Source organism: Brevundimonas sp. Br13 (assembly GCF_055391505.1).
Window position 1 is genome coordinate 949,051 of the sequence record NZ_AP044008.1, and the last position, 12,732, is coordinate 961,782.

Genomic DNA, 12,732 nt, shown 5'->3' on the forward strand with positions numbered 1-12,732 from the left:
CCGCATGAGCCTTCTGTCCGAGTTCCGCGAGTTCGCGATCAAGGGTAACGTCGTCGATCTGGCGGTCGGCGTCATCATCGGCGCCGCCTTCAACGGCATCGTCAAAAGCCTGGTGGATCAGGTGGTGATGCCCCCGATCGGCCTGCTGACCGGCGGGGTCGATTTTTCCGAGCTGGAATGGGTGCTGCGGCCTGAAAACCCGGCGACCGAAGCGGTCGAGAAGGTGGCGATCCAATACGGCGCCTTCGCCAATACGGTGATCCAGTTCCTGATCGTGGCCTTCGTCGTCTTCCTGCTGGTCAAGGGGATCAACAGCCTGCGCCGCCAGGAAGCCGCCAAGCCGGATCCGGCGCCCTCGGCCCCGACCCCGACCGAGGCCCTGCTGACCGAGATCCGCGACACGCTGAAGGCCCGGCCCTAGAGCCTGATCGGTTGAAGTGGAATCGCTTCGCGATTCCACTGAAGCCGTGAATCAGGCTCCAGATTAAAGCGAGAGCATGATTCACGCTTCTGTCGGAACCGCGAAGCGGTTCCGTCCGAAACGATCATGCTCTAGAGCCTGATCGCTGAACGACGCCGCGACCCGGTCCGCGCCTCGCCTTCGCGCCGACGTCGCTATAGGTCAGGGCGTAAAGAGATCGATTTTTCAACGCCTTGCGGATCGAGCCGCCCAATCGGCCGTCGGTCCTTCCGCAGCGCCTAGACTGGCGTTTCGGTATTCGACATCGCAAAGGACGGCGCGACCGTTCGCCGACGGACTGTCCGGTCCACGGCGGACTATTCTTCAGCAAAATCAAAGGGCGTCGGACAGATCGGACACATCGGACACCTTTTTTCGTGTCCGATCGCCGGCCCGCCCCGGAGCAAGACCGGTCGGCTCAGACGGCGGCGTCTCGCTCGATTTCGCGCCTGATCGACGACCGGCGGGGCGCCGGCACGGGGCGCAGGCAGACGGCGTAGTCCCCGTCGAACGGGGTGGGGCTCCATTCCTCGGCGGAGACGGGATCGCGGAAGACGGCGTGGCCGTGGCCCCATCCGCCCTCGCGCCGGGCCTTTGCGGCCAGCGGCCCCAGACGCTCCAGCATCAGGGGCGTCGTCACCTGCAGCCTGACCTTGGCCGCGCCCAGGCCCCGCGCATTGTCGATCAGGGTCCGGGCCAGGATTTCGATCGCGTCGTCCGCCCCGTCCAGCGCCGCCAGATCCAGGATGTCCAGACAGGGCGGATCGATCAGACGGGTCTTGTTCATGTGGGCCAGGGCGACGCCTTGCAGCCGGTCCCGGTGAAAAAGGCCCAGAACCACAGGCGCCAGGGTCATGTCGGGGTCGCTCATGCGCCAGGCCATGATCTCGGGGCTGCGGTCGGCGATCAGCCGGCCCTCGGCGACCAGGGCCCGCCAGAAGTCGGCATAGGGCGAACCCTCGCCCAGGTCGGTCAGCACCCGGACCCCGTCCGGCAGCTTCAGGCGGCGGGGTTTGAACAGGCGGCGGTTCATCAGCCGGTCGCCCAACCGCCGGGCCGTCTCCGCCGACACTCCGCCCAGCAGTCCGCGCAGCAGCCGGCCCTTCGCACAGGTCAGGGGATCGACCCTCCAGGCCAGCTTCAGGGCGTGGGTCTGGGCCGGCGCCGGCTTGAAGCCGAACAGGGGATAGAGCGGCGCCGACCGGGCGTTGGCGTTCAGGGTGTAGCAGGCGAACAGGCCCGACTGGGCCAATATGGCCCTGATCAGGGGCCGGCTGGCGCCCCGTCGTTCGGGCGGAACGATGATGGAAAAACCGGTGGCGGCGTAAAGAACCTCGGGGCCGCGCCGAAACCTCTGGACCAGATTGCCCAGCATGGCCTGGGGCGCATCGGCCTCATCGACGACGACCCAGCCGGTCGGGGCGTCCAGGTCCCGTCGCGCCGGATTGGCCTCCAGCCACCGCCACCCCGCCTCGGACCGCTCGGGCCAGCCGACCTGGCGGTGCAGGGCGTTCAGCGCCGCATAGTCGGATCGGCGGATCGGCCGCACAGCCATTCAACACTCCCTCCCGTCCTCGACCGGGCCATATTGGCGCCCCGGCGGCGGGATGCGGGAACCTCTGCATATCGGGCGCCAGTTCGGCGCATCGCCGGGTGCGGCGAGGGGGCGCATAACCTTAACTCTTGTTCGGGTTTGCTCCCTGTGCTGGGTATGCGCCTTTCGCGCGCCCCGTTGAGGCGCGGCAGTTGGGAGTGAGCCGTTGACAGTGACGGATGGGGGGGCGCTCGCGCCTCGTAAGACTTTCCTGGGGCACCCGCGGGGGCTGGTGATCCTGTTCTTCACGGAAATGTGGGAGCGTTTTTCCTACTATGGCATGCGGGCCCTGCTGGTCCTCTATCTGACCCAGCACTTCCTGTTCGGCCCGGCCGAGGCTCAAGGCATCTACGCCGCCTACGCCGCCCTCGTTTATCTGATGCCGGTCCTCGGCGGCCTGATCGCCGACCGCTATCTCGGATCGCGCAAGGCCGTCATCATCGGCGCCGTTCTGCTGGTCCTGGGTCACTTCACCATGGCCTTCGAAGGCACGGGCGGTCGCGAGCGCCTGACCATCGGTGACACCACCTATGAGCTGCAGGTCGAGGGCCGCGACCAGAACCGCCGCATCTTCGCCGTCAACGGCGATGAACGGGTCCAGGTCGCCATATCGCCCGAAGGCGTCTCCGCCGTGGGCGCCGAGCCCTCCGCCGCCAACGCCTCCGATGTGGCGGCCGTCGCCACGGGAGCGGCGATCAACGCCCAGCCGACCGGAGCGCTGGATCCGGCGACCGCAGCCGCGCCCGAGGCCGCCGCCAAGGCCGGCTTCCCCGCCTTCACCGCGACCGGCGCCTATACGCTGGAGACCACGCGGGATCTGGCGCTCGGCGAGCCGGTTCTTTTCCTGGCCCTGTCCCTGATCATCGTGGGCGTCGGCTTCCTGAAAGCCAACATCTCAACCGTCGTCGGCGCTCTCTATGAAGAGAACGACCCCCGGCGCGACGGCGGCTTCACCATCTTCTACGTGGGGATCAACCTCGGTTCCTTCCTGGCGACCATCGCCTGCTCCTATCTGGGCATCAAATACGGCTGGGCCTACGGCTTCGGCCTGGCCGGCATCGGCATGCTGTTCGGCCTGCTGACCTTCGTCCTGGGCCAGTCCTGGCTCGAAGGCCGCGGCGCGCCGCCGGTCCCCGTTCAGGGCCGTTCCATCCTGGGCGTGCCGCTGGTGCCTTTCTTCTGGATCGCCGGCATCGTCGCCGTCATCCCGACCTGGCTGCTGATGCAGCGCCACGAGATCATCGAGACGGCCCTGCCGTGGATCGCGGGCGTCATCTTCGCCGCCGTGGTGGGCTTCACGGTCTTCCGGCTCAAGGGCGCCGAGCGGTCGCGCATGCTGGTCGCCCAGGTGCTGATCTTCTTCTCGGTCCTGTTCTGGGCCCTGTTCGAACAGGCAGGGTCGTCCCTGACCCTGTTCGCAGACCAGTCCACCCAGATGCCGTCATGGTTCAACGCCGCCATGACCCAGACCTTCAACCCCGGCATCATCGTGCTGGGCGGGCCGATCATCGCCGCCCTCTGGGTCTGGCTGGCCAAGCGCAAGCTGGAGCCTTCGACCCCGGTCAAATTCTCCTTCGGCCTGGTCTTCGTCGGTCTGGGCTTCCTGGTGCTGACCTGGGCTGCCGCGACCCAGGCCAACGACGCCTTCCGGGTGCCGCTGATCTTCCTGTTCCTGACCTACTTCTTCCACACGATCGGCGAGCTGTGCCTGTCGCCGGTCGGCCTGTCGATGATCACCAAATTGTCGGTGGCGCGGGTGGTCGGGATGATGATGGGCGTCTGGTTCCTGTCCAGCTCTGTCGCCCATATCGTCGCCGGCATCATCGCCAAGGCGACGGCGACCGACACCGTCGCCGGCGTCGTCACCAGCCCCGAGCTGGCGCTTCAGACCTATGGGTCGATCTTCGGCACCATCGGCTGGACGGGCGTCGGCGTCGGCGTCTTCCTGCTGCTGATGTCGCCCCTGCTCAAGAAGGGCATGGCCGGGATCCACTAAAGTCTGCCTGTTCGACGCAAGAAGCCCCGGCGGAGCGATCCGCCGGGGCTTTTCGTTGGCGTCAGCCGCCTCAGAAGGTCTTGCGTACCCGGATGGAGGCGAAGGTGCGCGGGTCGACGACGCTGTCCTCGACGAAGGCCACTGCGCGGGTGTCGCGGTCGGCGAAGACGGTGCGGCTTTGGGTGAAGTCGTCCCACAGGTTCAGCTGGGCCCGGATCGCCAGGGTCGGGCTGGGCTTGTATTCGGCGAACAGCTCGAAATAGTCGGTTCCGCGCCAGCGCGAGACCTGATCGGGCGAATAGCTGGGCTGACCCAGATAGGGCAGCCACGTCACCCCCCACTGCAGCTTCAGGCGGGTGAGGTCCTGCTCGATGCCGACATTGGCCTGGGTCGGGCGAACGCCGGAGATGGGCCGCTTTTCGCCCGTGGTCGGATCGGTGACCTCGGTCTTGTTCCAGTCGTTCCTGAAGGTGAAGCGGGCGCCTGAGACGCCCAGCTTGTCCAGCGGCAAGGTCACGTTCAGCGACAGCCGGTCCAGCGTCCCCTCGCCGATATTGCCCACCGCCGACAGGCCGCCAGCCAGGGGGATGCGGTCGATGGCGTCGATGATCTCGTCGTGGCGATAGCCGATGGAGACCACGCCCTCGCCCCAGAAGCGGCGCTCATAGGTCAGTTCCGTGATCCAGCGCTGCTCCGGCTCCAGATCGACGTTGCCGCCATAGACGTTCTCGTCCTCCAGATCGGCCGAGGCGGCGAAGTCGGAGAAGTCGAGCTGGCCCAGTTCGCGCTCGAAGCGGAAGCGCAGCTGGTTGTTCGGCATCGGCGTCCAGGTGGCCATGAAACGGGGCTTGGCGAAGAAGAAGCTCTTCTCCTGATCGGCGTCGCCCGACTGGCTGATGGTCGAGGCCTCCAGCCGCAGACCCGCCTCCAGCGTCAGGTCGGGATGCAGCCGCCAGGTGCCCTTGGAGAAGGCCTCGCCGCGCGTCTCCTCGACCTTGACCGAGGCGCTGGGCAGGGTCACCGGCGCCCCGCCCACGCTATAGGCCTGGTCGGTCTGGCGCATGTTGTAGGCCACCTCGCCGCCGGTCTCGATCGTCAGCTTGGGCGAGCGTTCGTGGCGGATCAGGGCGCGCAGGATGGTCTCGGACCGCTCGCCCGAATAGACGAACCGCTCTTCCGGGGCGTCCTGACCGTTGCTGAGGACGTTGTAGGTCGAGACCCCGTCCCAGCTGCCGAACTCATGCATCAGGCGGGTTTCCAGCTTGAACCGGTCGTTCAGCGGCCGCTCCCAGGTGACGCCGAACTCGCCGCTCTTGTTGTCCTCCTGGTCGAGGCTTTGGCGGAAGGCGGTCGCGGAACGGCTGGTGTAGACGCCGTTCCAGTCATTGATCCCATAGCGGGCGGACAGGTCGACCTTGCCGCCTGCAATCGGGCCGGCGTAGGTCCCGCGGATCGAATTGCCGCCGCCGTAGCCGTCGGTGTCGGTAACCTCGTCGCGCAGCACATCGCCCGCGGCGTTGCGGCGGACGGTTCGACCGGGGCCGTTGGAATCGCTCATGCTTATGCCGTCGGACAGGGTCACGCCCCAGCTGCGGTCCCCGTCGCGGGCGGTGAACTGATAGCTGCCGCCGTAGAGATCCTGACCCGAGCCTTCGAACTGGGTCGTGTTCCAGGTCAGGATGGACTGGCGGCTGGCCTCGGTCTTCAGGATGACGTTCACCACCACCGAAAAGCCCTGCATGTCGATGCCGGGGGCCCCGCCGCGGATCAGCTCGATCCGTTCCACCTGGCGCGCCGGGGTGCGGCTGAGCACATTCGAACCGGAGTCGTTCTTGGAGGCGGGGCGGGCGTTGTTGATCAGCACATTGCCGACCGCCCCTTCGAAGCCCCGCGCCCCCGACCCGTCGTCGACCTCGAAGCCTGGCACGCGATTGACCATGTCGAGCGCCGTATTCGGGCGCTGGGCCGCGAAGAAGTCGGGCGTGAAGATCAGGACGCCGCGCTGGGTCGCGTCGGCCAGGGGCGCCTGGCCCGCCGGGCCGGTCGGCACGGGCGCCTGGGCCACCTGGCGTTCGTCCCCGGCGAAGGCCGATGCGGCCGACAGGAACAGGGCGGTGCTGGCCAGCAGCAAGGTCTTCGTCATCGGTCTTCCCCTCGAATGTTGTCGATGGGTGTGCCGTCAGCCGACGTTCATCTCCAGTTACAAGGCGGAAAGGTGGATTAAATCGCGGCCATCATTACAGACATTTCATTAAGAAACTGAAAGGGCGCCGAATACAGTGAAGTCATGAACTTTATCCGCACTGTTCTCTTTTCTATTCTGCTTGCCGCAGGCGCGAGCCGGCCGGCGACAGCCCAGGAGGCGGACCCGCCGGCCGATGCGGTGGAGGACATCGTCGTCACCGCCCGTCGGATCGAGGGGCCGATGTGGGAGATCCGGCGCGGGGACGCGACCCTGATCCTGGTCGGGTCGATCGACGGCCTGTCGCGCGACATGGATTGGCGGACCGAGGCCCTGACGACGGCGGTGGAGCGGGCGGATCGGGTGCTGTTCCCGGTGCAGGGGCGGGCGTCCCTGGCCGATCTGGGGCGAGTCATCTGGCGGGCGCGGACCCTGACCCGCCTGCCCGAGGGCCGGACCACGGCCGACTATCTGCCGGCGGAGCTGGAGGCGCGGCTGGAGGCGGTCACGGGCGAGGGGCCCAGCCGCACCAGCCTGCTGCTGCTGTCAGCCGAGCTGATGGAGCGGGGCGGCTACGCCCGGCGCGAGCGGCCGGTCTCGGACGTGGTGCGGCGGGCGGCGCGGACCAACCGCAAGCCGGCCGAGCCGGTCGGCACCCTGCGGGGGGATGAGATCATCGACCGGGTGCTGACCACCCCGCCCGAGCGGTACCTGGACTGTATGGCGCGGGCGGTGACGGCGGCCGAGCTGGGCGAGGCGGAGGGCGAGCGGCGGGCCGAGGCCTGGCGCCGGCGCCGCGTCGCCGAGGTACTGGCCTCGCCCCTGGATCAGGCCGTCAGCGCCTGCTCCTACTGGGTGGTGATGGGCCAGGGGCCGGCGCTGGAGGCCCTGTGGGGCCAGGCGGTGGACCAGGCCCTGGCCGAGGGCGGGACCACGGTCGCCATCGCCCCGCTGCGGCTGCTGGCCCAGCCCGGCGGCCTGTTGGACCGGCTGGAGGCCCAGGGGCTGGAGCCTCTGGGCCCCGACTGGCGGCCGCAGCCGCCGGCCGAGGCCCCAAGCACAAGTCCTATTTCATAGGCAATATCAATAACTTATTGGGCGGTCGTCGGACGCTCGGGCACGGTGTCGCGGGCGGCCTCGCCGATGTTGTCGGCGGCGTTTCCGACGCTTTCGGCGGCGCCGGCCACGGCGTTGGACTCGATGGCCTCATTGCGGTTCATGTTCATCAGATACCAGCCGATGACCAGGACCAGGGCCAGGCCGATGACCAGGGCAAGGACGCCGCCCAGGCCGCCGCCGCCGCTGCGGCGCTCGACAATTACGGGGGCGTCGGCGCGGTCGTTTTCGCTGACGCGCTCGACCCGGCCGTCGGGGTGTTTGATGGTGCGTTCGGTTGCCACGGTAAGTCTCCTCTCCTGTGTGGCGGGGAAACTCACGGTCGCGCGATCCGGTTCCGCCCCCTAGACCGCCGTTCCGCCGACGGTCAGGCCGCCGATCTTGAGGCTGGGCTGGCCGATGCCGACGGGCACGCCCTGTCCGGCCTTGCCGCAGACGCCGACGCCGGGGTCGAAGGCGAAGTCGTCGCCGATCATCTGGATCTTCGTCAGGGCCGTGGCCCCGTCTCCGATCAATGTGGCGCCGCGCACGGGGGCGGTGATCACCCCGTCCTCGATCAGATAGGCCTCATTGCACTGGAAGACGAACTTGCCGTTGGTGATGTCGACCTGACCGCCCGAGAAGTTGGCGGCGTAGAGGCCGCGCTTGGTACTGGCGATCATGTCGGCCTTGGAATCCCGCCCCCCCTCCATGAAGGTGTTGGTCATGCGCGGCATGGGCATGTGGGCGAAGGACTGGCGACGGCCGTTGCCGGTGGCCGCGACCCCCAGCTGACGCGCCGACAGCCGGTCGTGCATCAGCCCGACCATGATCCCGTCCTCGATCAGGACGGTGCGGCCCGTGGGCGTGCCCTCGTCATCGACCGACAGGGAGCCGCGCCGCCCGGCGATGGAGCCGTCATCGACCACGGTCACGCCCGGCGCCGCCACCCGTTTGCCCATCATGCCGTTGAAGACAGATGAGCCCTTGCGGTGAAAATCGCCCTCGAAGCCGTGGCCGATGGCCTCGTGCAGCAGGACGCCGGGCCAGCCGGCCCCCAGGACCACGTCCATCTCGCCCGCCGGACAGTCGACTGCGTCGAGGTTGACCAGGGCCTGGCGCAGGGCCTCGTCCACCTGGGCCTGCCAGCGTTCGGGCGCCACCCAGGCCTCGAAGCCCGCCCGGCCCCCGGCGCCGGAGGAGGCGCTCTCGCGCCGGCCGTTCTGCTCGACCGTCACCGAGACGTTCAGCCGCACCAGGGGCCGCACGTCGCGCACCGCCCGGTCGTCGGCCCTCAGGATCTCGATCGCGCGCCGCTCGCCGACCAGGGAGGCCGAGACCTGGACCACGCGCGGATCGCGGGCCCGGGCCCAGGCGTCGATCTCGGCCAACAGGGCGATCTTGTCCGAGAAGGCCGGCGAGGCCAGGGGATCGACCTCGGCATACAGTTTCTGATTGGTGGCGCGCGGCCCCTCGGCGACGCGGGCCTCATGCCCCGCCTTGGCCAGGGCGGCGCTGTCGGCGGCGCGGCCCAGGGCGGCGGCCGAAATCTCATTGGCGTGGGCGTAGCCGGCGGTCTCGCCCGCCACGACCCGCAGGCCGAACCCCTCGGTGGCGTCATAGGCGGCCGATTTCAGCCGCCCGTCGTCGAACACCAGGCTCTCGCTCTCGGAGCGTTCCAGGAACAGCTCCCCGTCGTCCGCCCCGGCTAAGGCGGACTTCAGGATCGACAGGGCGTCGTCGGTCGAAACGCCGGCGGCGTCGAGGAGGGGCGGCGGGGCGGCATGAAGGGTCATGACGCCTAGGTAGGGGCTGAAGCGCCCCTCGTCACCTGTTCAGGACCGGATCGGAACCGTCAGGAGGGGACGGGCGTGGAAAAAACACTGTCCGATGTGTCCGATGTGTCCGATGTGTCCGATGTGTCCGATGTGTCCGGTTGGTCCGGTTGGTCCGGCGCCGGATCGACCGGATCGGGCCCCATCAGGACGACCGCCTTCACCGCCTTTTCCAGCAGGCGGCGATAGACGGGATTGCTCAGGTCCAGGCCGGCGAAGGACCGCTCCAGGTCCGTCAGGGCCTTCATCTGGCGTTCCAGCACCTCAAACCGATCGCAGTCCGACAGGGGTTTGGGGCCGGAGCGGCGCTTGGGCGCGGGCGGTTGGGGCGCGGCCGGTTTGGGCGCGGGGGCCGGGGCGGCCTCGGCCGACGGCGGACTCGGAGTCTGGGCCTCAGCCTGCGCCTTCGCCGCCGCCTTCATCGCCTCTTCCGCCTGGGCCATGGCCGTCAGCTGGGCGTGCAGCCGCATCCAGCGCCCGGCCTCCACCCCCCGGCCCGCCAGGATCGCCCGCTGCATCCGCACCCGGGCGTGGCCCGCCAACAGGCCGTAGTCGCACAGGCCCGCCGCCGTCTCGGCCTCCAGGTCCACGGGCGCGTCCGCCCCGTCCGCCTCGAACCCATAGTCCAGGGGGTCGGCCTGATCCTGATCCTGGCGCAGCCACCCCTCGTCGCGGGCGCGGGCGTAAAGGGTCGAGCGCGCCAGGCCGAACCGCCGACAGACCGAGGCCCCCGGCTCGCCCGCCGCATAGGCCCGCTGGATCGCATCCCACCGGTCCTCCGATATCCGGCTGTAACCCCCGCCCCTCTGATAGGGATCGCGCACCCGCCGCCCGTCATACAGGGGCCGGTCGTTCAGGGGTTCATCGTCCCAGGCCCGCTCGGCGCCCGGCTCCGCCATCCCCTCCGCGCCCCAATCCCCGTCCCCGTCCTGGCCCCAGCCGCCTGCCGTCGCGTCCATCCGTCCCTCCCGACCGATCCGCCCCGATGCGGAGCCGCCTCAGTATGAGGTCGGGGGAAAGGGGTGATGGGTCGATTGTCGGGAAGCGCCGAAAAGCCGTGGGGAATCAGAGGGCGGTGTGGGGGAAGGGGTGGGGGCAGGGGGCTTCGCACCCTCCTTTCGTCATCCTCCGGGCCGCGCAGCGGAACCGGGGGACCCCCAACGTGGGCATGGGCCGCGAACCCCTGAACCTATGGCCGGACGGAATAGCCGTCCGTGGGGGAGACCCAGATCACCGGCTGATTCAGGTCGGGGCGGGGGCGGCCGTCGATGAAGGCCTCGGCCAGCCAGCCCTCGCCCTGGGGCGTATAGCGGGTGCAGACTTCCGTCCCCAGCTGGGCGAAGGCGGCGCTCAGCTGACCCCGGAGCATCTCTGCCGTCTGGGGGTCGGCCGGCTGGCCGTCGATTGTGAAGACGGCGCCCTCAAGGCCGGTTAACGGCCCGCAGACTGCGCCGTCGCGGACGACAACGGGGGTTTGGTCCCGCATGACGATGAGCGGCGAGGGATTCAGCATCACCTCGGCTTGGTTCGAAATCGTCCCGTCCGCCGCAAAGCTGTAAGTCGCGATGGCGCCGCAGGTCTTTCGCGCCGCATCTGGCGAATGGCACTGCAGCCGGCCCTCGCGCGCCGGACCCAGTGGGTCGGCGGGTTGCTGTGGGGCGACTGCGGCGAGCGCGAAGGCGAGAGCGAGCGATATCACGGGGTCAGGCCCGCTTCTTCTTCGGCGCGGCCGGAACGTCTGCGGCCGTGACCAGACGCCCCTTCCAGCCGGGCGGCGGCAGGAACTTGCCAGACTTCTCCTCGCGCGTGCCTTCGCGCGCGATCCGGGCGGCGTCGCGCAGGGCCTTCAGGGTGGTTTCGCGGTCGAAGATGCTGCTCATTTCGGTCCCCAATCTAACAGTTCCCTTCCTTTCGTCATCCTCCGGGCCGCGTAGCGGAACCGGGGGACCCAGCGGCGCCGAAGGCGAAATCCATCCGCCGCACCGACGTTGAACACCGAGTCCGCGACAGGGTCCTGCTCGCGCAGGCCGCTGGGTCCCCCGGTCTGCGCCGCGAAGACGCGGCTTGCCGGAGGATGACGAAAGGAGAGGCTAAGCTCGCGTTTTCCTGGGCGGATGGCAGACGCCAGCGGTGCCGTCCCTCTCCCGTTGGGAGAGGGCTTGGAGACCGCAAAGCGTAGCGATGCGCCAGCCGAAAAAGTGAGGGTCGTGCGTCTCCGGCGAGGTCCGACCCTCACCCTTTCGCGCAAGTCTGAGACCGAACTCGAACGAGCTGAACGAAGACTCGTCGAGCATGGTTACTCCCCAAGCGTCACGTGATCTCGCCTCTAGACAGCTTTCCCGTGTGATGCGAAGCCAAAGGGAAGGAGCGACCCAATGCTAGACACAACCCGCGAGGGCGGCTCGAACGAGCCGCAATTTGAAGAAGTCGATGGCCAAGCGGAGGGCATTGAAGACGCCGACGTCGATCAGGAAAAATTCAATAACACCACGATCATCCAAACGGATTGGACGGTCTCCACAATCATTGATCAAGTCCGCCGTGGTATCATTGATGTGAACCCAGACTTTCAGAGGCGAGACGCTTGGGATCGGAACCGGAAAACTAACTACATAGAATCTCTGATTCTTGGGATTCCGGTGCCGCCAATCGTCCTCGCCGAGCTTCCGGGCAAGAAGGGCAGGTTCGTTGTTATCGATGGGAAGCAAAGACTGCTGTCCATGATGCAGTTTTTCGCCGGGAAGAACGATCCATCCGGATTTAAGCCGTTTAAGCTGCGCGAGCCGCCGATAATCAAATCCATCAAGGGGATGGGCTGCGATGCTCTCTCGTCGACGCCATACATGGTAGCGCTCGAAAATCAGTCCGTTCGCACGAACGTAATTCGCGGCGTAAAGGACGAAGATGTTCTTTATCAGATTTTCCTTCGCCTCAATACCGGCAGCGTCAAGCTTGCAGCGCAAGAGCTTAGACAGGCTCTACATCCTGGCGATTTCCTAAAATACATCGATGATTATTGTGCGAAGAGCGACGCTCTTTCGTTTATTTTCTCGGGGCGGGTCCCAGATTTTCGCATGAGGGATGCCGAACTTCTTCTCCGTTATTTAGCGTTCCGAACTAGGCTTTCTGATTACCAAGGCAATTTGAAGCAATTTCTAGATGAGACTGTAAAATACTGGACCAGCCGCTGGGACGACAACGGGCAAAATGCTGTCGTCGAGGAATCTGTGAAATTCGAACAGGCAGTTGCGGCCGTTCGGACTATTTTTGGAGATAGAGGCGCATTCCGGTTCTGGTTGGGCGACGAATACGAGACCCGGTTCAATCGGGCCCTGTTTGACGTGATGTTGTTCTACCTCGCAGACCTGCCCACTAGGGAGCGGGCGTTGGCCAATCCCAAAGCGGTTGAGGACAAGTTCAAAGAGTTGTGCGTGTCCGACAACCTGTTCGGGGAGCACGTCAGGCTCACCACGAAATCCCTTGACGCCACACGCTACCGCATGAACACGTGGCGAACTGGCCTGCTGCAAGCGATTGGCGGTGAGACGGTAGCGTCGCCGCTGGGATGAG

General features: G+C 67.2%; 10 protein-coding genes and 1 pseudogene. 4 read left to right on the forward strand and 7 right to left on the reverse strand.

The annotated features are described in order from the left end of the window. Positions 1 to 4: 4 nt before the first annotated feature. A complete protein-coding gene (gene mscL, locus ACZ5M6_RS04655) occupies positions 5 to 421 on the forward strand; it encodes a large-conductance mechanosensitive channel protein MscL (protein ID WP_182714923.1) in 417 nt (138 codons plus the stop codon). A 457-nt stretch (positions 422 to 878) separates the two neighbouring features. Here mscL and ACZ5M6_RS04660 read toward each other — a convergent pair whose 3' ends face one another. Continuing rightward, entirely contained in the window at positions 879 to 2,015 is a 1,137-nt protein-coding gene (locus tag ACZ5M6_RS04660) for an N-acetyltransferase (protein ID WP_464159790.1), read from the reverse strand. A 271-nt stretch (positions 2,016 to 2,286) separates the two neighbouring features. Here ACZ5M6_RS04660 and ACZ5M6_RS04665 point away from each other — a divergent pair, with 271 nt between their 5' ends. Continuing rightward, positions 2,287 to 4,050, forward strand: coding sequence for a peptide MFS transporter (locus ACZ5M6_RS04665; RefSeq protein WP_054764683.1), 1,764 nt, complete (start codon positions 2,287 to 2,289; stop codon positions 4,048 to 4,050). A gap of 70 nt (positions 4,051 to 4,120) precedes the next feature. Here ACZ5M6_RS04665 and ACZ5M6_RS04670 read toward each other — a convergent pair whose 3' ends face one another. Then, the gene (locus tag ACZ5M6_RS04670; RefSeq protein ID WP_464159791.1) at positions 4,121 to 6,193 is read right to left on the reverse strand and encodes a TonB-dependent receptor plug domain-containing protein; all 2,073 of its coding nucleotides are present in this window, start codon (positions 6,191 to 6,193) and stop codon (positions 4,121 to 4,123) included. 144 nt (positions 6,194 to 6,337) lie between these two features. Between ACZ5M6_RS04670 and ACZ5M6_RS04675 the strand changes: the two genes are divergently transcribed. Next, entirely contained in the window at positions 6,338 to 7,309 is a 972-nt protein-coding gene (locus ACZ5M6_RS04675; RefSeq protein ID WP_464159792.1) for a TraB/GumN family protein, read from the forward strand. A 14-nt stretch (positions 7,310 to 7,323) separates the two neighbouring features. Here the strand turns inward: ACZ5M6_RS04675 and ACZ5M6_RS04680 are convergent. The 5 genes and pseudogenes from ACZ5M6_RS04680 to ACZ5M6_RS04700 form a co-directional block, all read right to left on the reverse strand. Beyond that, positions 7,324 to 7,674: pseudogene (locus ACZ5M6_RS04680) on the reverse strand (hypothetical protein); the annotation flags it as partial. 18 nt (positions 7,675 to 7,692) lie between these two features. Then, a complete protein-coding gene (tldD, locus tag ACZ5M6_RS04685) occupies positions 7,693 to 9,123 on the reverse strand; it encodes a metalloprotease TldD (protein ID WP_464159793.1) in 1,431 nt (476 codons plus the stop codon). 59 nt (positions 9,124 to 9,182) lie between these two features. Then, the gene (locus ACZ5M6_RS04690; protein WP_464159794.1) at positions 9,183 to 10,121 is read right to left on the reverse strand and encodes a hypothetical protein; all 939 of its coding nucleotides are present in this window, start codon (positions 10,119 to 10,121) and stop codon (positions 9,183 to 9,185) included. Between the two features lie 230 nt (positions 10,122 to 10,351). Beyond that, positions 10,352 to 10,861, reverse strand: a complete 510-nt coding sequence (locus ACZ5M6_RS04695; protein WP_464159795.1) for a hypothetical protein — start codon at positions 10,859 to 10,861, stop codon at positions 10,352 to 10,354. 4 nt (positions 10,862 to 10,865) lie between these two features. Then, positions 10,866 to 11,042, reverse strand: coding sequence for a hypothetical protein (locus tag ACZ5M6_RS04700; protein WP_152949469.1), 177 nt, complete (start codon positions 11,040 to 11,042; stop codon positions 10,866 to 10,868). A gap of 495 nt (positions 11,043 to 11,537) precedes the next feature. Here ACZ5M6_RS04700 and ACZ5M6_RS04705 point away from each other — a divergent pair, with 495 nt between their 5' ends. After that, entirely contained in the window at positions 11,538 to 12,731 is a 1,194-nt protein-coding gene (locus tag ACZ5M6_RS04705; RefSeq protein ID WP_464159796.1) for a GmrSD restriction endonuclease domain-containing protein, read from the forward strand. Position 12,732 lies beyond the last annotated feature (1 nt).

What these genes read in the sequence shown, in the direction of transcription:
- mscL (WP_182714923.1), top strand. Translation starts at nt 5, where the DNA reads ATGAGCCTTCTGTCCGAGTTCCGCGAGTTCGCGATCAAGGGTAACGTC.
- ACZ5M6_RS04660 (WP_464159790.1), bottom strand. Translation starts at nt 2,015, where the DNA reads ATGGCTGTGCGGCCGATCCGCCGATCCGACTATGCGGCGCTGAACGCC.
- ACZ5M6_RS04670 (WP_464159791.1), bottom strand. Translation starts at nt 6,193, where the DNA reads ATGACGAAGACCTTGCTGCTGGCCAGCACCGCCCTGTTCCTGTCGGCC.
- ACZ5M6_RS04675 (WP_464159792.1), top strand. Translation starts at nt 6,338, where the DNA reads ATGAACTTTATCCGCACTGTTCTCTTTTCTATTCTGCTTGCCGCAGGC.
- tldD (WP_464159793.1), bottom strand. Translation starts at nt 9,123, where the DNA reads ATGACCCTTCATGCCGCCCCGCCGCCCCTCCTCGACGCCGCCGGCGTT.
- ACZ5M6_RS04690 (WP_464159794.1), bottom strand. Translation starts at nt 10,121, where the DNA reads ATGGACGCGACGGCAGGCGGCTGGGGCCAGGACGGGGACGGGGATTGG.
- ACZ5M6_RS04700 (WP_152949469.1), bottom strand. Translation starts at nt 11,042, where the DNA reads ATGAGCAGCATCTTCGACCGCGAAACCACCCTGAAGGCCCTGCGCGAC.
- ACZ5M6_RS04705 (WP_464159796.1), top strand. Translation starts at nt 11,538, where the DNA reads ATGCTAGACACAACCCGCGAGGGCGGCTCGAACGAGCCGCAATTTGAA.